At 61.0% G+C, this 22,156-nt stretch carries 20 protein-coding genes; 7 read left to right on the forward strand and 13 right to left on the reverse strand.

Annotated elements, in window-relative coordinates:
- The first annotated feature begins 155 nt into the window (after nucleotides 1-155).
- Nucleotides 156-1,505, forward strand: coding sequence for a D-alanyl-D-alanine carboxypeptidase family protein (locus Q0X21_RS01185; RefSeq protein ID WP_297849869.1), 1,350 nt, complete (start codon nucleotides 156-158; stop codon nucleotides 1,503-1,505).
- Here Q0X21_RS01185 and Q0X21_RS01190 read toward each other — a convergent pair.
- The 3 genes from Q0X21_RS01190 to Q0X21_RS01200 form a co-directional block, all read right to left on the reverse strand.
- Nucleotides 1,465-2,553 carry a YhjD/YihY/BrkB family envelope integrity protein gene (locus tag Q0X21_RS01190; protein ID WP_297849870.1) on the reverse strand — a complete coding sequence of 363 codons (1,089 nt, stop codon included), beginning with the start codon at nucleotides 2,551-2,553 and terminating at the stop codon, nucleotides 1,465-1,467. The two genes, Q0X21_RS01185 and Q0X21_RS01190, sit on opposite strands and share 41 nt — an antisense overlap.
- A 136-nt stretch (nucleotides 2,554-2,689) precedes the next feature.
- Nucleotides 2,690-3,751 carry a tryptophan--tRNA ligase gene (gene trpS, locus Q0X21_RS01195; RefSeq protein WP_297849871.1) on the reverse strand — a complete coding sequence of 354 codons (1,062 nt, stop codon included), beginning with the start codon at nucleotides 3,749-3,751 and terminating at the stop codon, nucleotides 2,690-2,692.
- Nucleotides 3,752-3,775: 24 nt separating this feature from the next.
- Complete coding sequence (locus tag Q0X21_RS01200) at nucleotides 3,776-4,681, reverse strand: exodeoxyribonuclease III (protein WP_297849872.1); 906 nt, start codon at nucleotides 4,679-4,681, stop codon at nucleotides 3,776-3,778.
- 118 nt (nucleotides 4,682-4,799) lie between these two features.
- Between Q0X21_RS01200 and Q0X21_RS01205 the strand changes: the two genes are divergently transcribed.
- A complete protein-coding gene (locus Q0X21_RS01205) occupies nucleotides 4,800-7,013 on the forward strand; it encodes an NADP-dependent isocitrate dehydrogenase (protein ID WP_297849873.1) in 2,214 nt (737 codons plus the stop codon).
- A 221-nt stretch (nucleotides 7,014-7,234) separates the two neighbouring features.
- Here the strand turns inward: Q0X21_RS01205 and Q0X21_RS01210 are convergent, their stop codons facing one another.
- Nucleotides 7,235-8,143, reverse strand: a complete 909-nt coding sequence (locus tag Q0X21_RS01210) for an endonuclease domain-containing protein (protein WP_297849874.1) — start codon at nucleotides 8,141-8,143, stop codon at nucleotides 7,235-7,237.
- Nucleotides 8,144-8,316: 173 nt separating this feature from the next.
- Between Q0X21_RS01210 and Q0X21_RS01215 the strand changes: the two genes are divergently transcribed.
- Together Q0X21_RS01215 and Q0X21_RS01220 are read left to right on the forward strand one after the other, a co-directional pair.
- Nucleotides 8,317-9,642: an O-acetylhomoserine/O-acetylserine sulfhydrylase gene (locus tag Q0X21_RS01215; protein ID WP_297849875.1), complete on the forward strand. Its 1,326-nt coding sequence runs from the start codon at nucleotides 8,317-8,319 to the stop codon at nucleotides 9,640-9,642.
- Complete coding sequence (locus Q0X21_RS01220) at nucleotides 9,639-10,781, forward strand: homoserine O-acetyltransferase (RefSeq protein ID WP_297849876.1); 1,143 nt, start codon at nucleotides 9,639-9,641, stop codon at nucleotides 10,779-10,781. Before Q0X21_RS01215 ends, Q0X21_RS01220 begins: the two co-directional genes overlap by 4 nt.
- A gap of 6 nt (nucleotides 10,782-10,787) precedes the next feature.
- On the opposite strand, the gene Q0X21_RS01225 is transcribed toward Q0X21_RS01220, so the two are convergent.
- From Q0X21_RS01225 to Q0X21_RS01240, 4 genes are read right to left on the reverse strand one after another with little or no spacing between them, the layout of a single operon-like run.
- Complete coding sequence (locus Q0X21_RS01225) at nucleotides 10,788-11,684, reverse strand: DUF1266 domain-containing protein (protein ID WP_297849877.1); 897 nt, start codon at nucleotides 11,682-11,684, stop codon at nucleotides 10,788-10,790.
- A 39-nt stretch (nucleotides 11,685-11,723) separates the two neighbouring features.
- Complete coding sequence (locus Q0X21_RS01230) at nucleotides 11,724-12,377, reverse strand: metallophosphoesterase (RefSeq protein WP_297849878.1); 654 nt, start codon at nucleotides 12,375-12,377, stop codon at nucleotides 11,724-11,726.
- A 44-nt stretch (nucleotides 12,378-12,421) separates the two neighbouring features.
- On the reverse strand, nucleotides 12,422-12,775 hold the full coding sequence (locus Q0X21_RS01235; protein WP_297849879.1) for a DUF3017 domain-containing protein: 354 nt from the start codon (nucleotides 12,773-12,775) through the stop codon (nucleotides 12,422-12,424).
- Complete coding sequence (locus tag Q0X21_RS01240) at nucleotides 12,747-13,604, reverse strand: bifunctional methylenetetrahydrofolate dehydrogenase/methenyltetrahydrofolate cyclohydrolase (RefSeq protein ID WP_297849880.1); 858 nt, start codon at nucleotides 13,602-13,604, stop codon at nucleotides 12,747-12,749. Before Q0X21_RS01240 ends, Q0X21_RS01235 begins: the two co-directional genes overlap by 29 nt.
- Nucleotides 13,605-13,629: 25 nt before the next feature.
- Between Q0X21_RS01240 and Q0X21_RS01245 the strand changes: the two genes are divergently transcribed.
- Nucleotides 13,630-14,100 (forward strand): tRNA (cytidine(34)-2'-O)-methyltransferase, encoded by a 471-nt coding sequence (locus Q0X21_RS01245; protein WP_297849881.1) that lies wholly within the window; start codon nucleotides 13,630-13,632, stop codon nucleotides 14,098-14,100.
- Here the strand turns inward: Q0X21_RS01245 and Q0X21_RS01250 are convergent.
- From Q0X21_RS01250 to Q0X21_RS01260, 3 genes are all read right to left on the reverse strand, one after another.
- A complete protein-coding gene (locus Q0X21_RS01250) occupies nucleotides 14,097-15,461 on the reverse strand; it encodes a PH domain-containing protein (RefSeq protein ID WP_297849882.1) in 1,365 nt (454 codons plus the stop codon). The two genes, Q0X21_RS01245 and Q0X21_RS01250, sit on opposite strands and share 4 nt — an antisense overlap.
- Nucleotides 15,458-15,907: a PH domain-containing protein gene (locus Q0X21_RS01255; protein WP_297849883.1), complete on the reverse strand. Its 450-nt coding sequence runs from the start codon at nucleotides 15,905-15,907 to the stop codon at nucleotides 15,458-15,460. The genes Q0X21_RS01250 and Q0X21_RS01255 overlap by 4 nt, the downstream gene beginning before the upstream one ends.
- A gap of 94 nt (nucleotides 15,908-16,001) precedes the next feature.
- The gene (locus Q0X21_RS01260) at nucleotides 16,002-16,880 is read right to left on the reverse strand and encodes a cytochrome b/b6 domain-containing protein (protein ID WP_297849884.1); all 879 of its coding nucleotides are present in this window, start codon (nucleotides 16,878-16,880) and stop codon (nucleotides 16,002-16,004) included.
- A 67-nt stretch (nucleotides 16,881-16,947) separates the two neighbouring features.
- Here Q0X21_RS01260 and Q0X21_RS01265 point away from each other — a divergent pair, with 67 nt between their 5' ends.
- A complete protein-coding gene (locus tag Q0X21_RS01265; RefSeq protein WP_297849885.1) occupies nucleotides 16,948-17,532 on the forward strand; it encodes a hypothetical protein in 585 nt (194 codons plus the stop codon).
- A 51-nt stretch (nucleotides 17,533-17,583) separates the two neighbouring features.
- Here the strand turns inward: Q0X21_RS01265 and Q0X21_RS01270 are convergent, their stop codons facing one another.
- Nucleotides 17,584-18,099, reverse strand: coding sequence for a hypothetical protein (locus Q0X21_RS01270; RefSeq protein WP_297849886.1), 516 nt, complete (start codon nucleotides 18,097-18,099; stop codon nucleotides 17,584-17,586).
- Nucleotides 18,100-18,198: 99 nt separating this feature from the next.
- On the opposite strand from Q0X21_RS01270, the gene Q0X21_RS01275 reads away from it, so the two are divergent.
- On the forward strand, nucleotides 18,199-18,525 hold the full coding sequence (locus Q0X21_RS01275) for a type II toxin-antitoxin system HicB family antitoxin (RefSeq protein ID WP_297849887.1): 327 nt from the start codon (nucleotides 18,199-18,201) through the stop codon (nucleotides 18,523-18,525).
- A 390-nt stretch (nucleotides 18,526-18,915) separates the two neighbouring features.
- Here the strand turns inward: Q0X21_RS01275 and Q0X21_RS01280 are convergent, their stop codons facing one another.
- Nucleotides 18,916-22,065 carry an error-prone DNA polymerase gene (locus Q0X21_RS01280; RefSeq protein WP_297849888.1) on the reverse strand — a complete coding sequence of 1,050 codons (3,150 nt, stop codon included), beginning with the start codon at nucleotides 22,063-22,065 and terminating at the stop codon, nucleotides 18,916-18,918.
- Nucleotides 22,066-22,156: the final 91 nt, after the last annotated feature.

Genomic DNA, 22,156 nt, shown 5'->3' on the forward strand with positions numbered 1-22,156 from the left:
GTTCTACTCGGACATCAATTACTTCCGCAAGCAAGTAAGTACTAACTAACCGCAGGTGAGAGGGCATTTTCAAGGGAAGCCTCACCTTGGTTGGTGAGGCTGTCCGCGGGTCATAAAAAGCTCTTCCCACCGCCGGGACCTAGACTTACCGGACGATGAAGAAGAAGCTTTCAATCGCGCTGGCTGCAGCTATTGCGCCGGCTGCTGTCCTGCCCATTGCTAATACGCCTGCTCCGCACTCCCCGCTGCCCGCAGCTTCCGCGCAGCCACTGGGAGCTGTGATCCCAGAGGCGACTGAGCCGCTCGCACCTGGCGATGATGAAGAAGCTGATGCGGAAGCTGAAGACGAACCGCACTACCCGGACCCGCGCGATAAAGCACCGAATACCGACAATTGTCCCAATGCGACGCTGCCGCCCGAAGCGGTGAGCACGTCTGAGCGCATCGCTCCAGGTGCGCCCACCCCGACCCCACTGCCGGTGGATTATGACGGCCCGTGCGGAATCATCGCACCGGATAAATTCAAGGTCAGCGACAAAGTTCTGGCCACCGCGTGGCTGGTGGCTGACCCCGATACGGGCGATGTCATCGCGATGAAGGATCCGCATGGACGCTACCGTCCTGCCTCCATCATCAAGGTGCTACTCGCACTGGTGGTCATCGATGAGCTGAAGCTGGACCAGGTGGTCACCGTCAGCGAGGAATCCGCTGGACAGGAAGGTTCCGCAGTAGGCATTGGCCCGAATGGGAAGTATTCCATCGACGACTTGCTGCACGGCTTGCTGATGGTCTCCGGCAATGACGCTGCACACGCACTGGCCCAAGTACTCGGCGGCGATGAAGTCACGTTGCGAAAGGTCAACGAAAAGGCTGCTGAGCTGGGCATGAAAGACACTCGCGCAGCAAGCTATTCAGGCCTTGATGCCCCAGGCATGTCCACCTCCGCATGGGACATGGGCATTGCGTACTCCGCGGCGTTCAAGAACCCCACGTTCAACAAGATCGTCTCCACAGAGATGTACCCCTTCCCCGGCTACAAGGACGCGAACGGCGAGGACATCCCCGGCTTCGATGTCTATAACGACAATCAGCTCTACCTCAACGACCCCGACGGCATTGGCGGCAAGACGGGCTACACCGATGACGCGAAGCACACCTTCGTCGGCGCGCTCGACCGCGACGGCCGCAGGCTCATGGCGATCGTGCTGGACACCACCATCGATAAAGGCCGCGCGTGGGAGCAAACACAAGACCTCATTCACGAGGCCTACAAGTTCAGCTCAGATGACGCAGTCGCATCGCTTATCGACGCCACCGCCGAACCCTCCAACACCGGCACCCCCGTCACCGATGCCCCTGATGCCGGGGCTGATTCTCCCGGAAATGCCGAAGACGGCGCCCTTCCGTGGGAAGGAATCGCCGTCTTCGTGGGCGTTGTCGCCCTGGCTGGAATAGGTACCTGGCTTAGTCTCGCGTCAGCAAAGAAACGGCGGCAACGCCAATAGCGCCAAGTGCCGCACCAATACCGAGCGTGCGGCCGGTGTTATCCGGCTCGTTGACGCCAGCACGAATATTGATCACAGCCGGCTCCGGAACCGCCGGCGCTTCCTTCGCGAGGGATTCCTTCGTCGTCGCCGTCCACGCCGAAACGTAGAGGACCACGCGCCAGACCAGGTAGAGCACGACCATCAGGGAGATGATCGGGCCAAACAGCGCGCCCGCCGGGTTGCCGGTGGCAGAGCCGATGATGACGGTGGAGAACTGCTTGATCAGCTCAAAGATGACTGCACCGAGCAATGCACCCTTGAAGCCAGACTTCAGCGGCACCTTGGTGCGTGGCATGAACACGATCATCCACCAGAACACCAGGAAGTTAGCAAAGATACCGGCGACCAGACCTGCCACCCACACAACGAGGCGTGCACCCGGGAAGTTGCCGATGCCGAAGTGCTCCATCGCCGTGGTGGTCAGACTGGACGAGCCCACCGCCGTGACCGCAAAGGCCAGCACAAACAGCACGAGCAGGCCGATGAGCGCGACCAGGTCCGCGAGCTTCTTTGTGACGAAGTTTCCGCCGCCCTCATTCGCGTCCAGCGCCCACATGGCAGAAATGCCTGTGCGCAGGTGGTTCATCCAGCTCAAGCCCGACCACAGCGTGGTCAACAAACCAATACCGGCAACAGCACCGCGCTGATCAATCGCCGTTTGCACGACCTCATTGACCATCTCACCGGTGTCACCCTCAACTGAATTAGCGATCTGCTCCTGCAGCTGCGCCATCAGATCCGGGCGCGCCGCCAAAACGAAACCGATGCCGGCAAACAGCAACATGGCCAACGGGAAGATCGACAGCACCGAAAAGTACGTGATGCCGGCGGCGAATTGATTACCGCCCTGGGCGCCGAAGCGCTCGTTCATGCGCATCGCGTGCGCGACCGGCGGAGCCTTCTCCTTCACCTTGTCCATCGCTCCCTCGTCCTGCTGGGTCGGGTGGGCGCGTTCAATTCCTTGCTCATCCGTAAAGCCCTCGCGGGGCGATGTGGCAGTTGCCATGGATCTTCCGGTCCTTTCCTAAGGTTTTGTCCACTCATGTTAAAACACCGGCCGAACACCTGCGCCTCAACGGGGCGCCGGTGGCTAATGGCCGGTGTTGGGTCGCAGGCTAAACGCGACGTCGATAAGCGTGCTTTTAGCGACGCGGAACGAGGAAGCCCGTCTTCTCATAAACATCCGCGAGCAGCGGGTGCGCAATCTCACGCGCACGAGCCGCACCACGGGCAAGAATGTCCTCGAGCTGGGCACGATCACTCATCAGCTCGTCATAACGTGCACGCAGCGGCGTCGTGAACGCTTCAAGCGCATCTGCCGTATCGCCCTTGAGCGCGCCGTAACCCTGGCCCTCATAACCAGCGACAAGCGAATCAATACTCTTGCCCGTCAACGCCGACTGAATAGCTAGCAAATTGGACACGCCCGGCTTATTCTCACGATCGAAAGCGATCACGCCGTCATTGTCCGTGACCGCAGACTTGATGCGCTTTGCCGACGTCTTCGGCTCATCCAGCAGATTGATAATGCCCTTCGGATTCGCACCCGACTTACTCATCTTCGCCGTCGGCTCCTGCAGGTCATAGATCTTCGCTGAGCCCTCCGGGATGAAGCCCTCCGGCACCTCAAAAGTCTGGCCATAACGGCTGTTGAAACGCTCCGCGAGCGTGCGGGTGAGCTCCAGGTGCTGACGCTGATCCTCACCCACCGGCACCAACTGCGGCGAGTACAGCAAGATATCCGCCGCCATGAGCACCGGGTACGTGAACAGGCCCACCGACGTGCGGTCCTGGCCCTGCTTTTGCGACTTGTCCTTGAACTGCGTCATGCGGCTCGCCTCACCGAAGCCCGTCAGGCACTGCAGCACCCACGTCAGCTCCGCATGCTCCGGCACATGCGACTGCACGAACAACGTGGACTTATCCGGGTCAATGCCCAGCGCGATCAGCTGTGCCACACCCTTCAATGTGCGCTCACGCAGCTCCTCCGGGTTCTGGTCCACCGTGATCGCGTGTAGATCCGGGATGAAGTAGAACGCGTCATACCCATCCTGCAGATCAATCCACTGCTTCAGCGCCCCCAAATAATTGCCCAGGTGGTACGAATCCGCCGTGGGCTGGATGCCAGACAAGACACGCTGGGTGCCTGTCTGAGCGGAAGTGGACGTGTTCTCGGGGTTCCCGGGGTTTTCAGCAGCAGTCATGGAAAACAGTCTAGCGACCGCTACTTAGCGGTACTCAACCAGCAGCGGCGAGTGGTCGGACCAACGCTCCTCAACGGTCGGGGCCTTTTCCACCCAGGTGCGCTGGGCGCGCTCAAGCATGCTTGCGGTAGCCGCCTGGTAGTCAATGCGCCAGCCAGCATTGTTATTAAACGCCTGGCCACGGTAAGTCCACCAGGTGTAGGGAGCATCGTCTGGTTGCAGGCGGCGGGCAACGTCGAACCAGCGCGGCTCATCGCAGGCAACGCGACGGACATCGCTGACGTACTCGACGGCACCAAAGAAGCCGGCCTCATCCTTGGCCTCGATATCCTGGGCCTCATCGTCCGGGAAGCAGCCAAAGACCGAGTCCATAAACGCACGCTCGCCCGGTAGGAAGCCAGAGGACTTCTGGTTGCCCTTCCAGTTCTTCAAATCTTCACGGCGGTGGCAGATATTCCAGTCACCGCCGATCACCATGTCCTTATGCTCATCTGCCCACTGCGCCAGCAGCGGTTCGAACTGGTCCAGGAAGCGCCACTTCTCATCCTGCTTCTCCGTCTCAGTGCTGCCAGAGGGAAGGTAGAGGGAGGCGACCACGGTGCCGTCGTCAAGCGTGCCCGCGATGAAGCGACCGGAATCCTCGAATTCGGGGATGCCGATGCGGACGTCGGAAAGCGGTGTGCGCGACGCGATGCCCACGCCCGCGCGACCCTTCGTGGCGGCCGGTGCGAAATACACATGCCACCCCTGCTCGATCGCCGGGGCCAGTGCCTTTTCGGCCTGATCCTCCGTTGCACGGACCTCCTGCATCAGCACCACATCGGCTGAAGTCTCCTCGAGCCAGGCGAGCATGCCCGGGTTGTTCTCATTGCGCACCTTCGTAGCCGCGCGAATGCCGTTGACGTTGACTGATGCAATAGTGAGGCTCATGCGGGCCTACCTTACCTGGCGCTGCAAGGAGCCAAGTCGGCGGACTGAAACGTTAATGGGTACGCTGGTGGGCTGACACATTGAGAAATAGAACGTTTAAGACTATTTGAGGTGACCCATGGCCAAAATCATCTGGACCAAGACGGACGAAGCTCCGCTTCTAGCTACCTACTCCCTCAAACCAATCGTCGAAGCTTTCGCATCCAACGCTGGTGTGGACGTAGAAACCTACGATATTTCCCTTGCCGGCCGTATCCTCTCGCAGTTCCCCGACTACCTCGGTGAGGACCAGCGAGTTCCGGACTACCTGGAAAAGCTCGGCGAACTGGCGGGCACGCGCGAAGCCAACATCGTGAAGCTGCCGAATATCTCCGCATCGCTGGTGCAGCTGCGCAACGCGATCAAGGAGCTGCAGGACGCCGGATTCGACATCCCCGACTACCCAGCGAACCCGAACAACGAGACCGAGGAAGAGATTCGCAAGCGTTACGACGCTGTGAAGGGCTCCGCCGTTAACCCGGTCCTGCGCCAGGGCAACTCTGACCGTCGCGCACCGCGCTCGGTGAAGAACTTCGCCCGCAAGCACCCGCACTCCATGGGTGAATGGTCCGCTGACTCCAAGACCAATGTGGCCACCATGACGAGCGGCGACTTCCGCCACAACGAGAAGTCCGTCATCCTGGACAAGGACGACACGCTGACCATGAAGCTTGTCGGTGCCGACAAGGAGCGCATCTTCCGCGACGACGTCAAGGTCGCTGCCGGTGACGTCATCGATGGAACCTTCATGTCCGTCGCAGCACTCGACGCCTTCCTCCTCGAGGCCGTCAAGCGCGCAAAAGACGAGAACGTTCTCTTCTCCGTCCACCTCAAGGCCACCATGATGAAGGTCTCCGACCCGATCATCTTCGGCCACGTCGTGCGCGCCTACTTCAAGCCCGTCTTTGACAAGTACGGTGCCGAGCTCCTCGAGGCCGGTCTCGACGGCGAGAACGGCCTCGGCGCCATCCTCGACGGCCTGTCCGAGCTGGAGAACGGCGAGGAGATCCGCAAGGCGTTCGAGCAGCAGCTTGCCGACGGCCCCGCGCTCGCCATGGTCAACTCCCACAAGGGCATCACCAACCTGCACGTGCCCTCCGACGTGATCATCGACGCCTCCATGCCCGCCATGATCCGCACCTCCGGCCACATGTGGAACGCCGACGACCAGGAACAGGACACCCTGGCCGTGATCCCGGATTCCTCCTACGCTGGCGTCTACCAGGCTGTTATCGACGACTGCCGCGCCAACGGCGCCTTCGACCCGACCACCATGGGTACCGTCCCGAACGTCGGCCTCATGGCGCAGAAGGCTGAGGAGTACGGCTCCCACAACAAGACCTTCAAGGTGCCGGCAGCCGGCACCGTTGAGGTCCGCAACTCCAAGGGCGAGGCTCTCATCTCCCACGACGTGGAGGAGGGTGACATCTGGCGCGCCTGCCAGACCAAGGACGCCCCGATCCAGGACTGGGTCAAGCTGGCTGTCAACCGTGCTCGCCTGTCCGGCATGAAGGCTATCTTCTGGCTCGACCCGGAGCGCGGCCACGACGCCAACCTCATCGAGCTGGTCAAGAAGTACCTGCAGGATCACGACACCGAGGGCCTCGACATCTCCATCGAGGACCCGGTCACCGCGACCAAGATCTCCGTCGAGCGCATCCGCAAGGGCGAGGACACCATCTCCGTCACCGGTAACGTGCTGCGTGACTACAACACCGACCTCTTCCCCATCCTCGAGCTGGGCACCTCCGCCAAGATGCTGTCCGTGGTTCCGCTCATGGCTGGCGGCGGCCTGTTCGAGACCGGTGCCGGCGGCTCCGCCCCGAAGCACGTCCAGCAGGTCCAAGAAGAAAACCACCTGCGCTGGGACTCCCTCGGCGAGTACCTCGCCCTCACCGAGTCCTTCCGCCACGAGCAGGACAAGAACGACAACGCCCGCGCCGGCGTCCTGGGCGACACCCTGGACCGCGCCATCGAGACCTTCCTCGACGAAGGCCGTTCCCCGTCCCGCAAGGCGGGTGAGATCGACGACCGCGGCTCCCACTACTTCATCGCCCGCTACTGGGCCGAAGAGTTGGCAAAGCAGACCGACGACGCCGAGCTCGCCTCCGGCTTCGAGAAGATCGCCGCCGACCTGCGCGATAACGAGGAGACCATCCTCCAAGAGCTTCTCGACGTCCAAGGCTCCCCCGCCGACCTCGGCGGCTACTACTGGGTCGACGACGCCATGACCACCAAGGTCATGCGCCCGTCCGAGACCTTCAACCGCATCGTCGACGAGCTGGAGAGCTAACCACGATATCGGCCTATTACGGCGTTTCGGCCTTTCGGCCCGGTCCCGCAGGTTTTGCGGGGTCGGGCCGTTCGTCGTTTGGGGCCACTTTTCTAAACACCTATTCCTAAATACCTGTTCACAAGGTCAGCGGTATTCCTGTCGCCTCCATCACCTGGAGAACAGGTGTTTAGGAATAGGTGTTTGCGTCGCTATGACTAATCCCGCAAGCCAAAACACTCCTATGGCTGCGCTGGCCCCCGCCCTCGAGCTTGGATAACGGCGAGAATGTCGGCAACGAATCGGTCAGGGTGCTTCAACAAAAACTCCGGCGACACCCGACGAAAAACATAGCCCTGGTTCTCAATGTCTCGCTGTCGAACAAGGTCCTTGTATACCAATCTCTTGCCATCAGCGCCTTCGTATTTCGCCCGCCCATCAATTTCAACGAGCAACCAACCACCAATGCAGAGATCAGCGCGAAATCGTCCAATCTGGAATTGCGTGACAATCCCTTCGATGCCAGCCTCGATCAGCAGAGCCCGGGCGTAGCTCTCATAGGCCGAGTCTGAATTGCCAACCGCAAAATCAAGACATCTGCGCGCAATAGCAATCCCCTTCTTTCTGCCAAGAGTGCCCATGTACTGGCGGATTGCCTGCTTAGTGAAGCCATTGCGCAACAGGCAGTCGGCGGCCACGATCCCTTCGTGAAAGCCGTGGTACCTCGCTATATCTACGAAGGTGCGTATCGCGTTAGTAACCGCTGCACCACGCACAGCGGTGATTTCAGTGGGATGGATTTTCCCGTACCGGTAGGTGTACCGATGTTGTTGGGATCGGGAGGGCGACGCCTTTCCACTCAGCAAAGCCAATTCGATTGTTTCAGGTGTGGTGGCCACAACCCACATATTCCAGAGCCTGGCTGCAGAACGAGATACAAGGACTGAGCTGGAGGAGCTTTGCGCGGCAGCATAAGCAAGTATGTAGCGTTTTTCATGGAATGGCAGCGCCACGAAAAGACTGGTTGGATAGTGCAGCGTCCCGGATAATTCATGGAGTTGTTCCGCTTCGCCAGGGCGTCTTGCGACCTGATCGATTGTTCGCATGTCTGTAATTGGTTCCGTGAGTTTTGCGAATCGTTCATCATCCATGTCCCTTTAGACTGCACCGGCAGCAACCAGGTTCCACCGCCGATTTAGATTCACACAGAACTGCAAGCCCAGAACAGCAAATAGACAGCTTGGTCCGCTTTTTCGCTGCGGGACCGGACCGCTCACACTAAAACCTCTTGCAGCAGCCCGCGCAGGCTCCTAGCTTGGTGCCCATGCCTCAATACGACAACAGTGCAGCAAACGACTGGTCTTTTGATACCCGCGCGATTCACGCGGGGCAGAGTGTCGACTCGGAGGTCGGCGCTCGTAACCAGCCGATTTACATGACCACGTCCTACGTGTTCAACGACACGCAGCACGCGCAGGACCGTTTCGCTTTGGCGGATCCGGGCCCGATTTACACCCGCATCACCAACCCAACCCAGGAGGCGCTGGAGAACCGTCTGGCATCGCTCGAGGGCGGTGTCGCAGCGGTGGCTTTCGCTTCGGGTATGGCTGCGGAGACCGCGGCGATCACGAACCTGGCTAGCGCGGGCGACCACATTGTCACGTCCCCGCGTCTGTACGGCGGCACGGAAACGCTCTTTGAGGTCACGCTTCCCCGCCTGGGCATCGAGGTCAGCTTCGTGGAGAACCCGGATGACCCGGCTAGCTGGCAGTCGGCGGTCAAGCCGAATACGAAGGCGTTCTACGGCGAGACTTTCGGCAATCCGATCGCGGATGTGCTGGATATCCCGGCTGTCGCGGAGGTCGCGCACAACAACCAGGTGCCGTTGATCGTTGACAACACGATGGCCACCGCGACGCTGGTGAAGCCGCTGGAGCACGGCGCGGACGTCGTTATCGTGTCCACCACGAAGTTCTACACCGGCAACGGCGCTGCTCTCGGTGGCGCACTTATCGACGGCGGCTCCTTCGACTGGACCGTCACCCGCGACGGCGAACCGGTCTTCCCGTACTTCGTCAACCCTGACCCGGCCTACCACGGTCTTGTTTACGCGGACCTCGGCGCACCGGCTTTCGCGGTGAAGGCCCGCGCCGGCATCCTGCGCGATACAGGTGCCGCCATTTCGCCATTCAACGCCTGGGTGGCGCTGCAGGGGATGGATACGCTGGGCCTGCGCGTGGATAAGCACAATGCGAATGCGCTGAAGGTCGCGGAATACCTGGCTGGCAAGGACGAGGTCGCGCACGTGAATTTCGCGGGCCTGCCGGATTCGCCGCACTATGCGACGAAGGAAAAGCTGGGCCTGAAGTACACCGGTTCGGTGCTGTCGTTTGATCTCGCGGGCGATTCTGCCGATAAGTCGAAGGCGTGGAAGTTCATTGACGCACTGAAGTTGCACTCCAACCTGGCGAATATCGGCGATGTCCGCTCCCTCGTTGTCCACCCGGCATCCACGACGCACTCGCAGTCCAATGAGGCTGGTCTGAAGCGCGCGGGCATCACTCAGGCGACGATCCGCCTGTCCGTGGGCATCGAAGATATCAACGACATCATCGCTGACCTCGAGCGCGGTTTCGCGGCTATCGCATGATCACTCTCGCGCCTGAAGGCGAGCTCGCCACCCAGCAGATCGGCGACGTGCACACAGAGGCCGGCGCCACGATCCGCGACGTAAGCATTGCTTATCGACGTTGGGGCGAGTTTTCCGGTGACCCCCACGGCCGCAATAATCTGATCCTGGTCGAGCATGCCTTGACCGGTGATTCCGATGCTGTCTCCTGGTGGCAGGATCTCATCGGTCCCGGCGCGCCGCTAGACACCGACCGGTTCTGCATCATGTGCACAAATGTGCTGGGTGGCTGTTCAGGTTCGACTGGCCCGTCGAGCGAGCACCCTGATGGTGGTGCGTGGGGTTCCCGTTTCCCTGCTATCTCGATCCGCGACCAAGTGCGCGCGGAGGCCCAGTTCTTGGAGTCGCTGGGCATCAACAGCATGCACGCGATCATCGGTGGATCCATGGGTGGCGCTCGTGCGCTCGAGTGGACGCTGATGTACCCAGATTGGGCGAATTATTCCTGTGTGATCGCTATGTCTGCGCGTGCGTCGGCATGGCAGATCGGGATCCAAACTGCGCAGATCACCTCGATCGTGCGCGATCCGGACTGGCAGGGTGGCGACTATTACGGCACCGGCCGCTCCCCCGATGCTGGTCTTGCTGCTGCCCGTCGCCTCGCGCACCTGACGTATCGCGGTGAGCAGGAAATCGACGAGCGCTTCGGCACCATGGCCCAGCCTGGGGAGAACCCGCTTGGTTCTTACCGTGATGAACACCAGCGCTTCGCCGTACAGAGCTACCTTGACCACCAGGGGGAACAACTAGTCTCGCGTTTCGACGCTGGCTCGTATGTCACCATCACCGAGTCCCTCTCCCGCCACGACATTGGCCGCGGGCGCGGCGGACTCAACCGTGCATTGGCGCAGATCAACGTCCCAACCATGGTCGTCGGCGTGGACACCGATATTCTCTACCCGTTCCACCAACAGGAGCACCTGTCCCGCAATATCGGGAATCTGCTAGCCATGAACAAAATTGTCTCCCCGGTCGGACACGACGCCTTCCTCGTGGAGACCCGCCAGATGGGCCACATTTTGCGCAATTTCATCGCGCTGGCTGACCAGACACCGTCGGCGACGGACCTGGCCAAGCAACGCGGCAACTACGAGATCTAATCAGTTTTAGGAGTTTGGCTCCGTCTCGTAGTTTCCGTGCAGCGGGTATTTGAACCACATTGAATTAGGGTGCTGCAGTCGCACATGCATCATGTCGCGGTGGTCCAGGGTGTCTTCATCGAGAATCTCCTGCCATTTCGCGCGGCCGAGAAGGAACTGGTCCACGTGGTCACGCCAGCTCTCCGAGTATTCCCTGGTGAGAGCAAGCGCGGTGGAGGAAATATTCAAGTACTGGTCCAGGTCGATCATCCCCAGCATGTAGCCCATTCGGGCAACGCGGGCAGCGCGTCCGATTTCCCAGCCAGCAAGGGTGCTCGGAAGCTTCTGCGGGATCAGTTTCTCGCTGTGTTCTTGGGTATACAGATCCAGCCAGTTTCCGAGGTCCTCTCGAACGACATCTTCTGGAATCTCAGTTTGCTGGAAGTCAGCCACCGCCATTTCTATGATCTGCGGGGCCGCATCGTCGCGCTCCTTCACAGGTAGATCTGCAAGCTGCTGCATGTAGGGGCGCATCGCGACGTATTCATGGTCTACCGGGTTGGACAACAGAATAGACACCGTTTCCAACAGCTCGTCGCTGGACGTGATGCCCCACTGCTGTTCCAACATCGTGGAGATCATCGCGAACATACCTTGGTCCTCCGGCGTGCTCTGTGCCGCCACGACTTTTGGAGGCGCATCCGCCGCTGTCGGTTCACTTTCACCGAACGGCATCATGAGCGAAATACCGAGGCCTACCTCGACAGGGAGTGAGCCCGTTTCAACATGGCTGAAGTCCCCTTTAGAAGGATCGATCGTCCACTCCATGAACTCCTCATAGTTGTTAGTCAGTCCCAGGATTACGGAGGCACGAAGAGAAAACTTGCCCTTTTTCTTATTCTTTTTCTTCTTGCGTCCAAACACGCCACGAGGTTAACGCAAAGAATGTGACTCCGCACACAGTTAGAAGGCGTCGCTGGTAGTGACCTTTCCTCCATCGAATGAGGCGATGAGGGCTTTGCCCATACCAACCCAGCCGATGAAAGGATCGCTGGACAGCACGACGCGCTCGTGAACATGGCCGAGCAACCACGCGTCGTAGCCAGACGAGATCAGCTCGTCCATGGTGCACGGCAAGCATTCATTCTTCACCAGTTCGCCGGTGACTGAGCTGTGTAATAGTCCGAGATTAGGCACGCCGTCGACCGTTGTAGGGAAATCGGGCACAAGCCGGCGTGGATCGCGGTTCACCTCGACAGCTGCTGTGTGCAGTGCCCACTGTCCCGCGCGGATGGTCTGGGGCTGGGTACCTGCGACGGTCACATCTTCAGGGATCACGCCCGTTAAGTCATGGCTGACATCGTGGTTACCGGAAATGAACACGGCCGTATCGAAGAGCTTGAGGCCACGCTCAAAAAACTGCGTCACCTCGGTGCAGGTGTATTCGGAGAACCGCTTGCGATCAATCACATCGCCAAGCATCACCATGTGCCTAGCACCGGCCTTAGCGCCACGGTCGAGGGCGTTCAGTGCCCACTCGATACCGGGGCCAATCTTCTTGTCGTCTTTTTGCTTACGCCCGAGGTGGATATCAGCGAGAACAAGAACCGGTTCCATGGCTGTCAGAGTATCCCCCACTGAAAGACACAGACGACCGCCCCCTAGCTCCCCAGCGCGTCCACGGAAACGGCGAGCCACACCAGCGCGGCGCCGGTGACTCCGGTGAAGAGCGCGTCAAAGCGGCGGGAGCGCACCGCCAGCAAACCGAGGACCTGCGAATCACAGGTCAATCGGCACGCGGTGAGCCACAGCATCGCGGCGCCAAGAGTGAACGCCGCGCGACGCCAGTGCTCCGTCATGGCGAAGAGCGTGGCTACTACAAAACCCACGACGAACAACCCGACCAACACTTGCTGCGTGCGTAGTGGCAGGCGTGAGGGCGGGTTGCCGATGTCGTGGGGGTTATCCAGGCTCGGTGGCGCTGGATTACTGGACTGCTGCAAGACGCTCGGCACGCTCCACGATATTGCGCACCAGGAAGGTGCGGGTCATAGGACCAACGCCGCCCGGGTTCGGGGAGACCCAGCCGGCCTTCTCCCAGACGTCGGGGTGGACATCGCCGGTGGTTTTGCCGTCGACACGCGAAACGCCCACGTCGAGCACTGCGGCGCCCTCCTTGACCATGTCGGCGGTGATCATGTGCGGCTTGCCTGCGGCCGCGATGATGACGTCTGCGCGACGGGTCTCAGCGGCGAGGTCCTTGGTGCCGGTGTGGCACAGCACTGCGGTGGCGTTGACGTCGCGCTTGGTCAGCATGAGTCCGATCGGGCGACCAACGGTGACGCCACGGCCGATGACGCACACGATCGCGCCGTTGAGATCTACGCCGAAGCGCTCCAGGAGAGCGAGCGAACCGTTCGGGGTGCACGGCAGCGGTGCTGGCTCGTTGAGCACGAGGCGACCCAGGTTGACCGGGTGCAGGCCATCGGCATCCTTGTCCGGATCAATCAGTCCCAGCACGCGGTTCTCATCCAGGTGCTTCGGCAGGGGCAGCTGCACGATGTAGCCGGTCACGGCATCGTCGTTATTCAGCTCTTCAATCACCGCGTCGAGTTCTTCCTGAGTGCAGTCACCCGGCAGCTCCTTCATGATCGAAGCAATGCCTAGCTGCTCACAGTCCTTGTGCTTCATGCGCACGTAGTTCTGGCTCGCAGGGTCCTCGCCAACGAGCACCGTGGCCAGACCGGGCGTGATGCCTTTCGCCTTGAGGTCCTCGACTCGCTTAGCCAGGTCCGCGAAAATCTCCTCGCGGTAGAGTTTTCCGTCCAATTTGATCGCAGTCACGCGCACCATTCTAGACTTGTGCGCCGTGACTGACCTCCACGTGATCTTCGACAACCCCGTCATCCCGCCAAACACCGGCAACGCCATCCGCATGTGCGCTGGCACGGGTGCCACGCTGCACCTCGTACGACCGTTAGGGTTTTCGCTCGACGACAAGCATTTGCGCCGCTCAGGGCTCGATTACCACGATCTCGCACACGTTGAGGTCCACGATGACATCGACGCATGCTTCGCATCGCTTATCGACGCCCGCATCTTCGCCTTCACCACCTCCGCCACCCGCAATTTCGCGGACGTTGAATTCCAGCCTGGCGACGCCCTCCTGTTTGGCACTGAGCCCACTGGTCTTCCCCATGAGCATTCCCACCACGAGCGCGTGACCGACCAGCTGCGCATCCCCATGTTGCCCGGCCGCCGGTCGATGAACCTGTCTAATTCTGCAGCAGTGGCAACGTATGAAGCCTGGCGGCAGCTCGGTTTCCCCGGCGGTAGCTAGGTCTGGGTAAGCGGGGGCAACTCGCGGGTGCTGAGCTCGTCCACAACCGCCCACGCGTCTGCGGTGTCGAGATCACGCGCGGTCATTTTCACCGGCCCGGGCACGAGGTCGAAGCGGACGTGCGCCAAGTTCATCATGCGCTGCACTGGGCCCTGCCGGTAGGTGATCTCTTGGATATGGGTGATGTCGATGAATTCGAATCGGCGGCTCAGCAACCCATGACTAGTTGTGGCCCACACACTCGCGTCCGGGGCGGGTTGGAGGGAGAGGGCTTGGCGGGAGGCGTCGAGAGGCGAAGGGATGCGTGCGCGCTTCGGTGAGCGGATATCCCACTCCGGGTCGGCGACGTGCTCCGTCGGGAGCGGACTGAGCGCAGTAATGAGTTCGACTGCCTGCTCATAGGAGCCCACCGGAAGCAGGCGTGATGTACCCGACTGTTTATTCATTTCGCTGCCGTAACCAGCGATATTCACCGCGACCGTCCACCAGCCGAACGGCCGCCACAACACTGGTTGGGACAACCTGATCGCATGGATTCGATCGAGGGGAACTGCTTGCCTGCGGCGGTTCGCTAGCCCGTACGACAAGTTCAGCACCCCGTCATCCAATGTCGCCGTGTAACGCCAGGACTGGTCGATCTGCGTCCAGATCTGTGGGATAAAGCCGACCAAGACCGGCAAGACCACCGCGAAGGTGACCTCGGAGAGTACCGGCACTAGGGAGATAGCGACGGTGAACAGCGTAGACAGACGCAGTGCCGCACCGGCGAGCGAGCGGGCAACAGGAATCGGTGGGATGAGCGCTGCAGCACTGGGCCCCTCGGTGAGAACCTCATCTGGATCCACAGTCATTGCCGCTTCGGGCCCTTGCGCAGCGATGCGGTCGAGCAATTCACGACGCAAGTCCTCTGCCTCAACGCGCGGAACATAACCGATCTCAATGGCTGAATCGGTACCGCCTGCGGCCTCGACTCGCACAGCAGCGAGCCCGAAAACCCGGGGTGCGAAGGGCTCGATGACATCTACAGCCTGAATGCGGCTGTAGCGGGTCGTGCGGACTTTCGTGGTGATCAGTCCGCTGCGCAGCTCGACCTCATCGTCGCTGAGTCGGAAACCGATGCGGGACCACCACAACTGCGACACGGCGAGCGCCAGCACGATGGCAACCACGATCACGCCGAATACCTGCGCTACTTCCACCACCGACCATGATTCCTCGGTGCCACGCTGCAGACCTTTGAGCACAGTGGTGGTGAAGTTGAACACCAGGATCGTTGCCAGTGCAGCGGCGGCGGCCCAGGCGCGGAGGAAGGGGGTGAGGCGGTGGACGCGTCGATAAGCGAAAGTGTTGGGGGACGTCACAGGCCGCTCATTCGCTCACGCGCGTTGACGGCAAGACGCTCGCGCAATGCGTCGGCGTCTGCTGCTGGGAGGCCAGGGATTTTCGCGTCGGTCGAGGCCGACGCTGTGTGAAGCGCGACGCCTTTCAGCCCGAGCGGGCGTGTGAATGGCCCGGTGGTCACGTCCACGAATTGGATGCGCCCATACGGCACGACCGTGAATGTCTGGTTGATCTTGCCTTTGGAAATCAGCAGCTCATTCCCCGTTTCCAACCACCCGATATTGCGCACGCGCAACGGGATCATGATGGCTTGGAACACGCACCACACCCCCATCAATGCTGCGCCGATCCACCACCAGCCACCGAGTGTGTATTGCGCCGCGAGGAAGCTGCCCACGATGACAAGCGCCCACAAAGCTTGGGAAAAGTAGCGCGCCACGATGAGCTTGCGTGAAACCGGATTCATCTCGGAAGCGGACGTGGGTAGCGACGGCGAATCAACGCGCGCGTGCCTCCCCCGTGTTTTTATGGCTTCCGGTGATCGCTCCATGGGCGCTACCCTACCGCGCGGTGACCTCGCCGAACTTGCGGGCCACCGGGGCGAGCACCGCCGGCTTCGTAGCCACCCACGCGCCCGCGATCACCGCGAGCGAGACCGCGAAAATGACAAAACCGAGCCAGTTGTCCGCATACATATCGGGGTTCACATCCCCGCGCGCGGCATACATATTGTTCAGGTTGCGCAGCACACCCGTGGCCAGCACCAACACAACGTGGATGACCACGAACAGCACGAAGTAGATCATCACCGGGAAGTGAATCTTGCGCGCCGCACCCGCCGGGAAGATCTTGTTCGCCGTCGCCCACTCGTTCTTCCACCAGTGACTCATGCGTACACCCGACGCGATAGCCAGCGGCGCCGCCACGAACACAGTGATGAAGTACGCCAACTGCTGCAGCGCGTTGTAATTCACCCACGCATTCTCCGTCGGCCAATCCAAACTCAGGTACTGCAGCCCCGCCGACACCGCGTTCGGGAACACCTCCCAGCTCGTCGGCACCACACGCATCCACTGGCCCGTTGCGAACAGCAACACCACGAAGATCACACCATTGACAATCCACAACAGATCCAACATCAAGTGGATCCACAACGTCAGACTGATCTTCTTACCGCCATTGCGCGGCCTCCAGTACGCCTCCGGTTTCCGCTGCGTACGCACCTGCCAACCCGTCTTCACGATCAACGCCATGAAGAACATGTTGAAAAAGTGCGACCAGCCCAGCCACGCCGGCAGCCCCACCGGCGCATCATCCGGCAGCGGGTTCGCACCCGGGTAGCTCGCCAGGAAGTCCTGCCCCGCGCCACTGTTTAGAAACGTCCTCGACGCCGCGACAGCCAGTGCCAACAGCGCCACCGCGCCCAGCACGCCGAACACCGCTAATCGACGCCAACCGCTGCCCTCCCCTTGCGAGCTCGCTGCCGGCTTCGTGGCTGCTGGTGTCTTGGCTTCCGGTTTTTTCGCTGCAGGTTTATCCGCGTTGTCCGGCTTTGTAGGGGCGGGGTTCGCTGCGGTCGCAGGTTTTGCGGGGGCCGTTGGCTTCGCGCTCCCCGGTGCGGCCGGAGCTGCTGGCGGTTTCGGCGCAGCCCCGCCCGGCGCGGCCGGTGCCGCGGGTGGTTTGGGCGCTGAGGCTCCCGGTGCAGCGGGCGCTGCTGGCGGTTTCGGCGCAGTTGGCGGCTTCGGCGCCGCGTTTCCAGGTGCGGACGGTGCCACCGGAGGCTTCGGCGCGCCAGCGGTGGGTGCTGCGGGAGGCTTTGGGGCTGCGGGCGGTTTCGGTGCTGCCGCCGCCGGCGGAGCTGGGACAGCGGCACCCGGCGCGGATGGAGCAGCGGGCGGCTTAGGAGCTGCCGGGGCTACCGGCGCCGCGGGAGCGGCGGGTGGCTCCGGCGCCGCGGGAGCCTTTGGAGCAGAAGCGCCTGGCGCCTGGGGCGCTGCGGGAACCCCGGGCGCTGCGGGCGGCTTGGGGGCTGCCGGAACGTCGTTGGGCGATGCTGCCTTCGGAATATTGTTGCTAGTCATCGCTGCTTAGATTATCCAAGCCGGTCAGTTGGGTGGAATCGAACCTAGTGCGGTGAGGGGTTTAAATTCGCCCGAGTTCTCGCCAGCGGGTCAGCACCCGGACTTGCAGCAGTACTGGATAAAGGTGGCCGAACACGCCGATGAGCAAGAGGACCAGCGACACCACCCATCCACCGGCAATGCCTGCCCAAATAGCGGCGACGATGTGAAGCAGCAGCGCCCACGTGTGACCAGCTGCGGACGCTTGGACAGGACGTGAGTTCCTGATTCTCCTATTTGCGTCAGATTCACCGGATTGCTCGTCGCGCAGTCCGATAATCAGCCGGTTCCAACCGACTGCGGAGAGAAGGGAGCTGAAGAGGGGGAGGGAGAGGCGTCGATAAGCGTTGTGCGAGAGCGACAAACGATCCCACAGTGAGGGCGGGACGTGGCGCTCGAGAGAATCGCCGGCGAAAGGCGCGAGCCCGAAGCTGAGGAGAATGGCTGTGATGGCGAAGCCCGCGGAGTTAGCACCCACCGACGTGGCCACAATGACGAGACCGAGAACCGCAGCGACCGTGGCGAGCAGTGCGATCACTGGGTTTCAACTCCTCTGGGTAACAAACAAACGATACGGTACTATATTTGGTACCACCCAGACATGGGGTCAAGTATCGAAGAGATCTTGAGAATTCACATGGACGCTGACAAATACACCTATCAGGTTGGCTGGTCCCAGGAGGACGAGCAGTTCGTTGCAACGGTCCGGGAGTTCCCGTCGCTGTCCTGGCTGGAAGATTCCCGAGATGCCGCCGAAAAAGGCATCATTTCCCTCGTCGAGGAGGTTTTGGCGGACCTTTTAGAAAGCGGCGATCCAGTCCCACAACCGCTTGGGATGCGTGAGTTCTCCGGGCGGTTCAATGTCCGCATTTCACCGTCGCTCCACCGGAAGCTCGTTCACGAAGCTGAAAATGAGGGGATCTCACTCAATGCCCTCGTGACCCAAAAGCTGGCCTCTGCCTGATGCTGGCCTCGAAAACATCTGGAACGCACCAACGGGTGAATCTGTTTACATCAGCACGATCTTGCTAAATACCGCAATCGCGCTGACCTTTCCTTATAAAACATGTCGCACATGTGGCATGTAAACAGATTCACCGGCCGACAGAGACGAACCACCGCGAACGCCTCAGGCAGCACCAGCGTGGCGGGCGCAGCAAACGAAGGGGGAGCCGCTAGTGCGAGAACCGCGGTGGATCTGTTTTACATTCGACCCCTCTACCCCGCATAGCGAAAACTCTCTGACATGGGCTTATAAGAATCAATGCACTTTGGAGATGTAAAGAAGATCCACCAAAATCGCAAAGGCCAACCAGACTCGCCTCCCCCTAAGGCCTGACCCCAGACCCGGGAACTACCGGAAGTCCCGAGACCCGCGGGAGAGCCACTCCCCCATCTCAAGGGGCTCGAGCTTGTCGGCAAGCACGCTGACCGCACCGGAAGCGTTCTGAACGATGCCGCGAACAATGAGAGCTTTCGCGGTGCGTGCCAGGATCTTCTGCCGGTTCCATAAGCCTTTGGGGATGATGATGTTGGTCAGGCCGGTCTCGTCCTCCACGCCAAGGAAGGTCACGCCGGAAGCAGTGCGTGGGGCTTGACGGTGGGTGACCACGCCAGCGACGCGGATGCGGGTGCCATCGGAAACGTGTTTCAGGTCGGCGGCTGTCACGACATCGGCGTGGCGGAGGGCCCCACGGAGTTTCTCCATCGGCATGAGGCCAGGGGTGACACCGGTGGCGGCGATGTCGGCGGCCATGAGCTCGAAGGAGTTCATGCCGGGCAGCGCCGGGGCGTCGATAGCTGAAAGGCCAGGCAGCATGCCGTCGCGTTCGGTGGCGGCGACGCCGGCTTGCCAGAGGGCTTGGCGTCGGTCTACACCGAAGCAGTCGAGAGCACCGGCGCGGGCGAGAGCCTCGACGTGCTCGACGGTCAGATCAGCACGGCGGGACAAGTCCGGAATGCCAGTGAAAGCAGCACTGGCCTGGGCCGTTTCAATCCTTTCAGCGGCTTTTACACCCAGCCCCTTGATCAGGTTCAGCCCGACGCGGATGGTGCCGGAGTCGACGCAGCGGGCCTCTACACCCGAGGCATTCACGTCGACGGGCAGGACAGTGACACCGTGGCGGCGGGCATCCTGAATCAGCGACTGTGGCGAGTAGAACCCCATTGGCTGGGCACGCAGCAGCCCGACGCAAAATTCGGCCGGGTAGTAGCGCTTGAACCAGGCGGAGAAATACACCAGTGAGGCAAAAGATTGGGAGTGGGATTCGGGGAATCCGTAGGCAGCAAACGCGACGATCTTCTGCCACAGGCGATCGGCCGTGGCGTCATCGATCTGATTCGTGGCCCAGCACCCGTCGAAGAACCGCTGGCGCAGCGCGGCCATCTTCGCGGGCGAGCGTTTGGAACCCATGGCGCGACGCAAGGAATCGGCCTCGGCACCGGTGAATCCGGCGGCGTCGACGGCGATCTGCATGAGCTGTTCCTGAAACAGAGGAATGCCCAGGGTTTTGCCCAAGGAGCGCTCAAGCACCGGGTGTTCATACTCAACAGGTTCGAGACCATCACGACGACGCAGGTAAGGGTGGACGGACCCGCCCTGGATCGGGCCAGGTCTAATCAGGGCAACTTCAACAACCAGGTCAAAAAACTTGCGTGGTTTCAGACGCGGCAGGGTGTTCATCTGCGCACGGGATTCGACCTGGAACACGCCGACGGCATCGGCGCGGCAAAGCATCTCGTAGACACTCGGATCAGCAAGATCGAGCTCCCACAGGCGCACCTCGCGGCCGGTGGTCTCACCCACGAGGTCGATCATGTGGTGCAGAGCCTCGAGCATCCCGAGTCCCAGCAGGTCGAATTTGACTAGGCCAGCAGCAGCACAGTCGTCTTTATCCCATTGCACGACGGAGCGCCCCTCCATGCGCGCCCATTCAGTGGGCACGACATCGGCGATGGGCCGGTCGCAGATCACCATGCCACCAGAGTGAATGCCCAGGTGACGCGGCTGCCCCTTGAGTTGCGCAGCCAGAGCCTCAACGCGTCCAGGGGGCGAGGCCAGGCCTTTGGACCAAGCATCAGCAGCACCTTGCGGGTAGCCGAGTGCACGAGCAGCATCACGCACGGCGCCTTTAGTGCGGTACGTGATCACGTTGGCCACCTGCGCAGCATTCTCACGGCCGTAGGTGGAATAGGTGTACTGGATGACTTCTTCGCGGCGACCGGACTCAATATCAATGTCGATATCGGGCGGGCCGTCGCGGTCCGGAGACAGGAAGCGCTCAAACAAGAGACCAGCGGAAATCGGATCGACATTCGTGATGCCGAGCGCGAAGCACACCGCGGAATTCGCAGCAGACCCGCGGCCTTGGCACAAAATATTGGCCCCGCGGCAAAAAGAGACGAGGTCATCAACGATCAAGAAGTACCCAGGAAAATTGAGTTGCTCAATGACGCGAAGCTCATGCTCGATCTGCTTCTGCGCGCGTTCACGCACGGCATCAGAGCGCGTGGCATAGCGCTCGCGAGACCGTTCCCCCACGATGTGTCGCAGCCAGCTCATCTCGTCATGCCCATCAGGCGTCGGAAACCGCGGCAATTGCGGGACGACCAGATCGAGGGTGAATGCACATTGTTCCGCCAGCTCAACGGTGAATTCAATAGCGTTCGCACAGTCAGGGGCCATCGCCAGGAGTTGTTCGCCGGAACGCAGCCAGTTCGCACCCATCGGGTGCACGTCGCGGTACGCAGAAGCAATCGCTTGTCGACGCCCCAATGCCCTCTTCGCCCCCGCCAACCTCGCCCTCTCCCGAGTAGCCGCACCAGGAGCAGCGGTGACAATGGCAGGGACCTGCGGATATGCTTTCAGTGAAGCGTTCCGATCAGCGTCCTCAGGGAGCATGGAAACTTCAAATTCCCTGACCACTCGGTCTATTCCAAAACATTCGATCAAATCATCGATGCGGTCAGCCCAGCGCCACCCCGCCAAGACGATGCACGAGCCATCCAATTCAGCAGCGATATCCGGCAGGGGTGGGTAGTAAATCACACCCTTCTCCCCTCCTGCCATGTGTGCATGAGCCATGAGTCGAGACAGGCGACGGTACCCCTCGGGGCCACGGGCAATGAGGGGCAAAGGTGGGGCGTCGATAAGCGAAAGCTCCGCGCCGAAGATCGTGGACATGCCCGCTTCCGCGGCTGCCTCCGCAAATTTCACCGCCCCGTAGAAACCGTCTCTATCCAGCACACCTAACGCGGAAAGTCCGAGCTCATGGGCGCGCGCAACAAGCTCTTCCGGCTCGCTGGCACCGCCCGTATCCGACAGGAAACTGTAGGTGGATACGGCATGGAGTTCAGCGAATGGAACGGCAGATTCACCGCGAGGAGTGCGCTCAGAAATAGGCTCGCGAGTGTGATCCACGGGCACGGGAACGGGTCCGGGACGGCCGGAGAGAATACGCTCCAGCCGCGACCAGGAAAGACGTTCGCCGCCGTTGAAATTCACCCCAAAATAATAACCCTGATCGAAACTCTGTTCCAATTTCGATTTAATTGGGATGAACCCAAACTAGACTAAGCGGTACGCACGGTGTTAC

The sequence above is a fragment of the uncultured Corynebacterium sp. genome, assembly GCF_947253065.1.
Taxonomy (GTDB): Bacteria; Actinomycetota; Actinomycetes; order Mycobacteriales; family Mycobacteriaceae; genus Corynebacterium.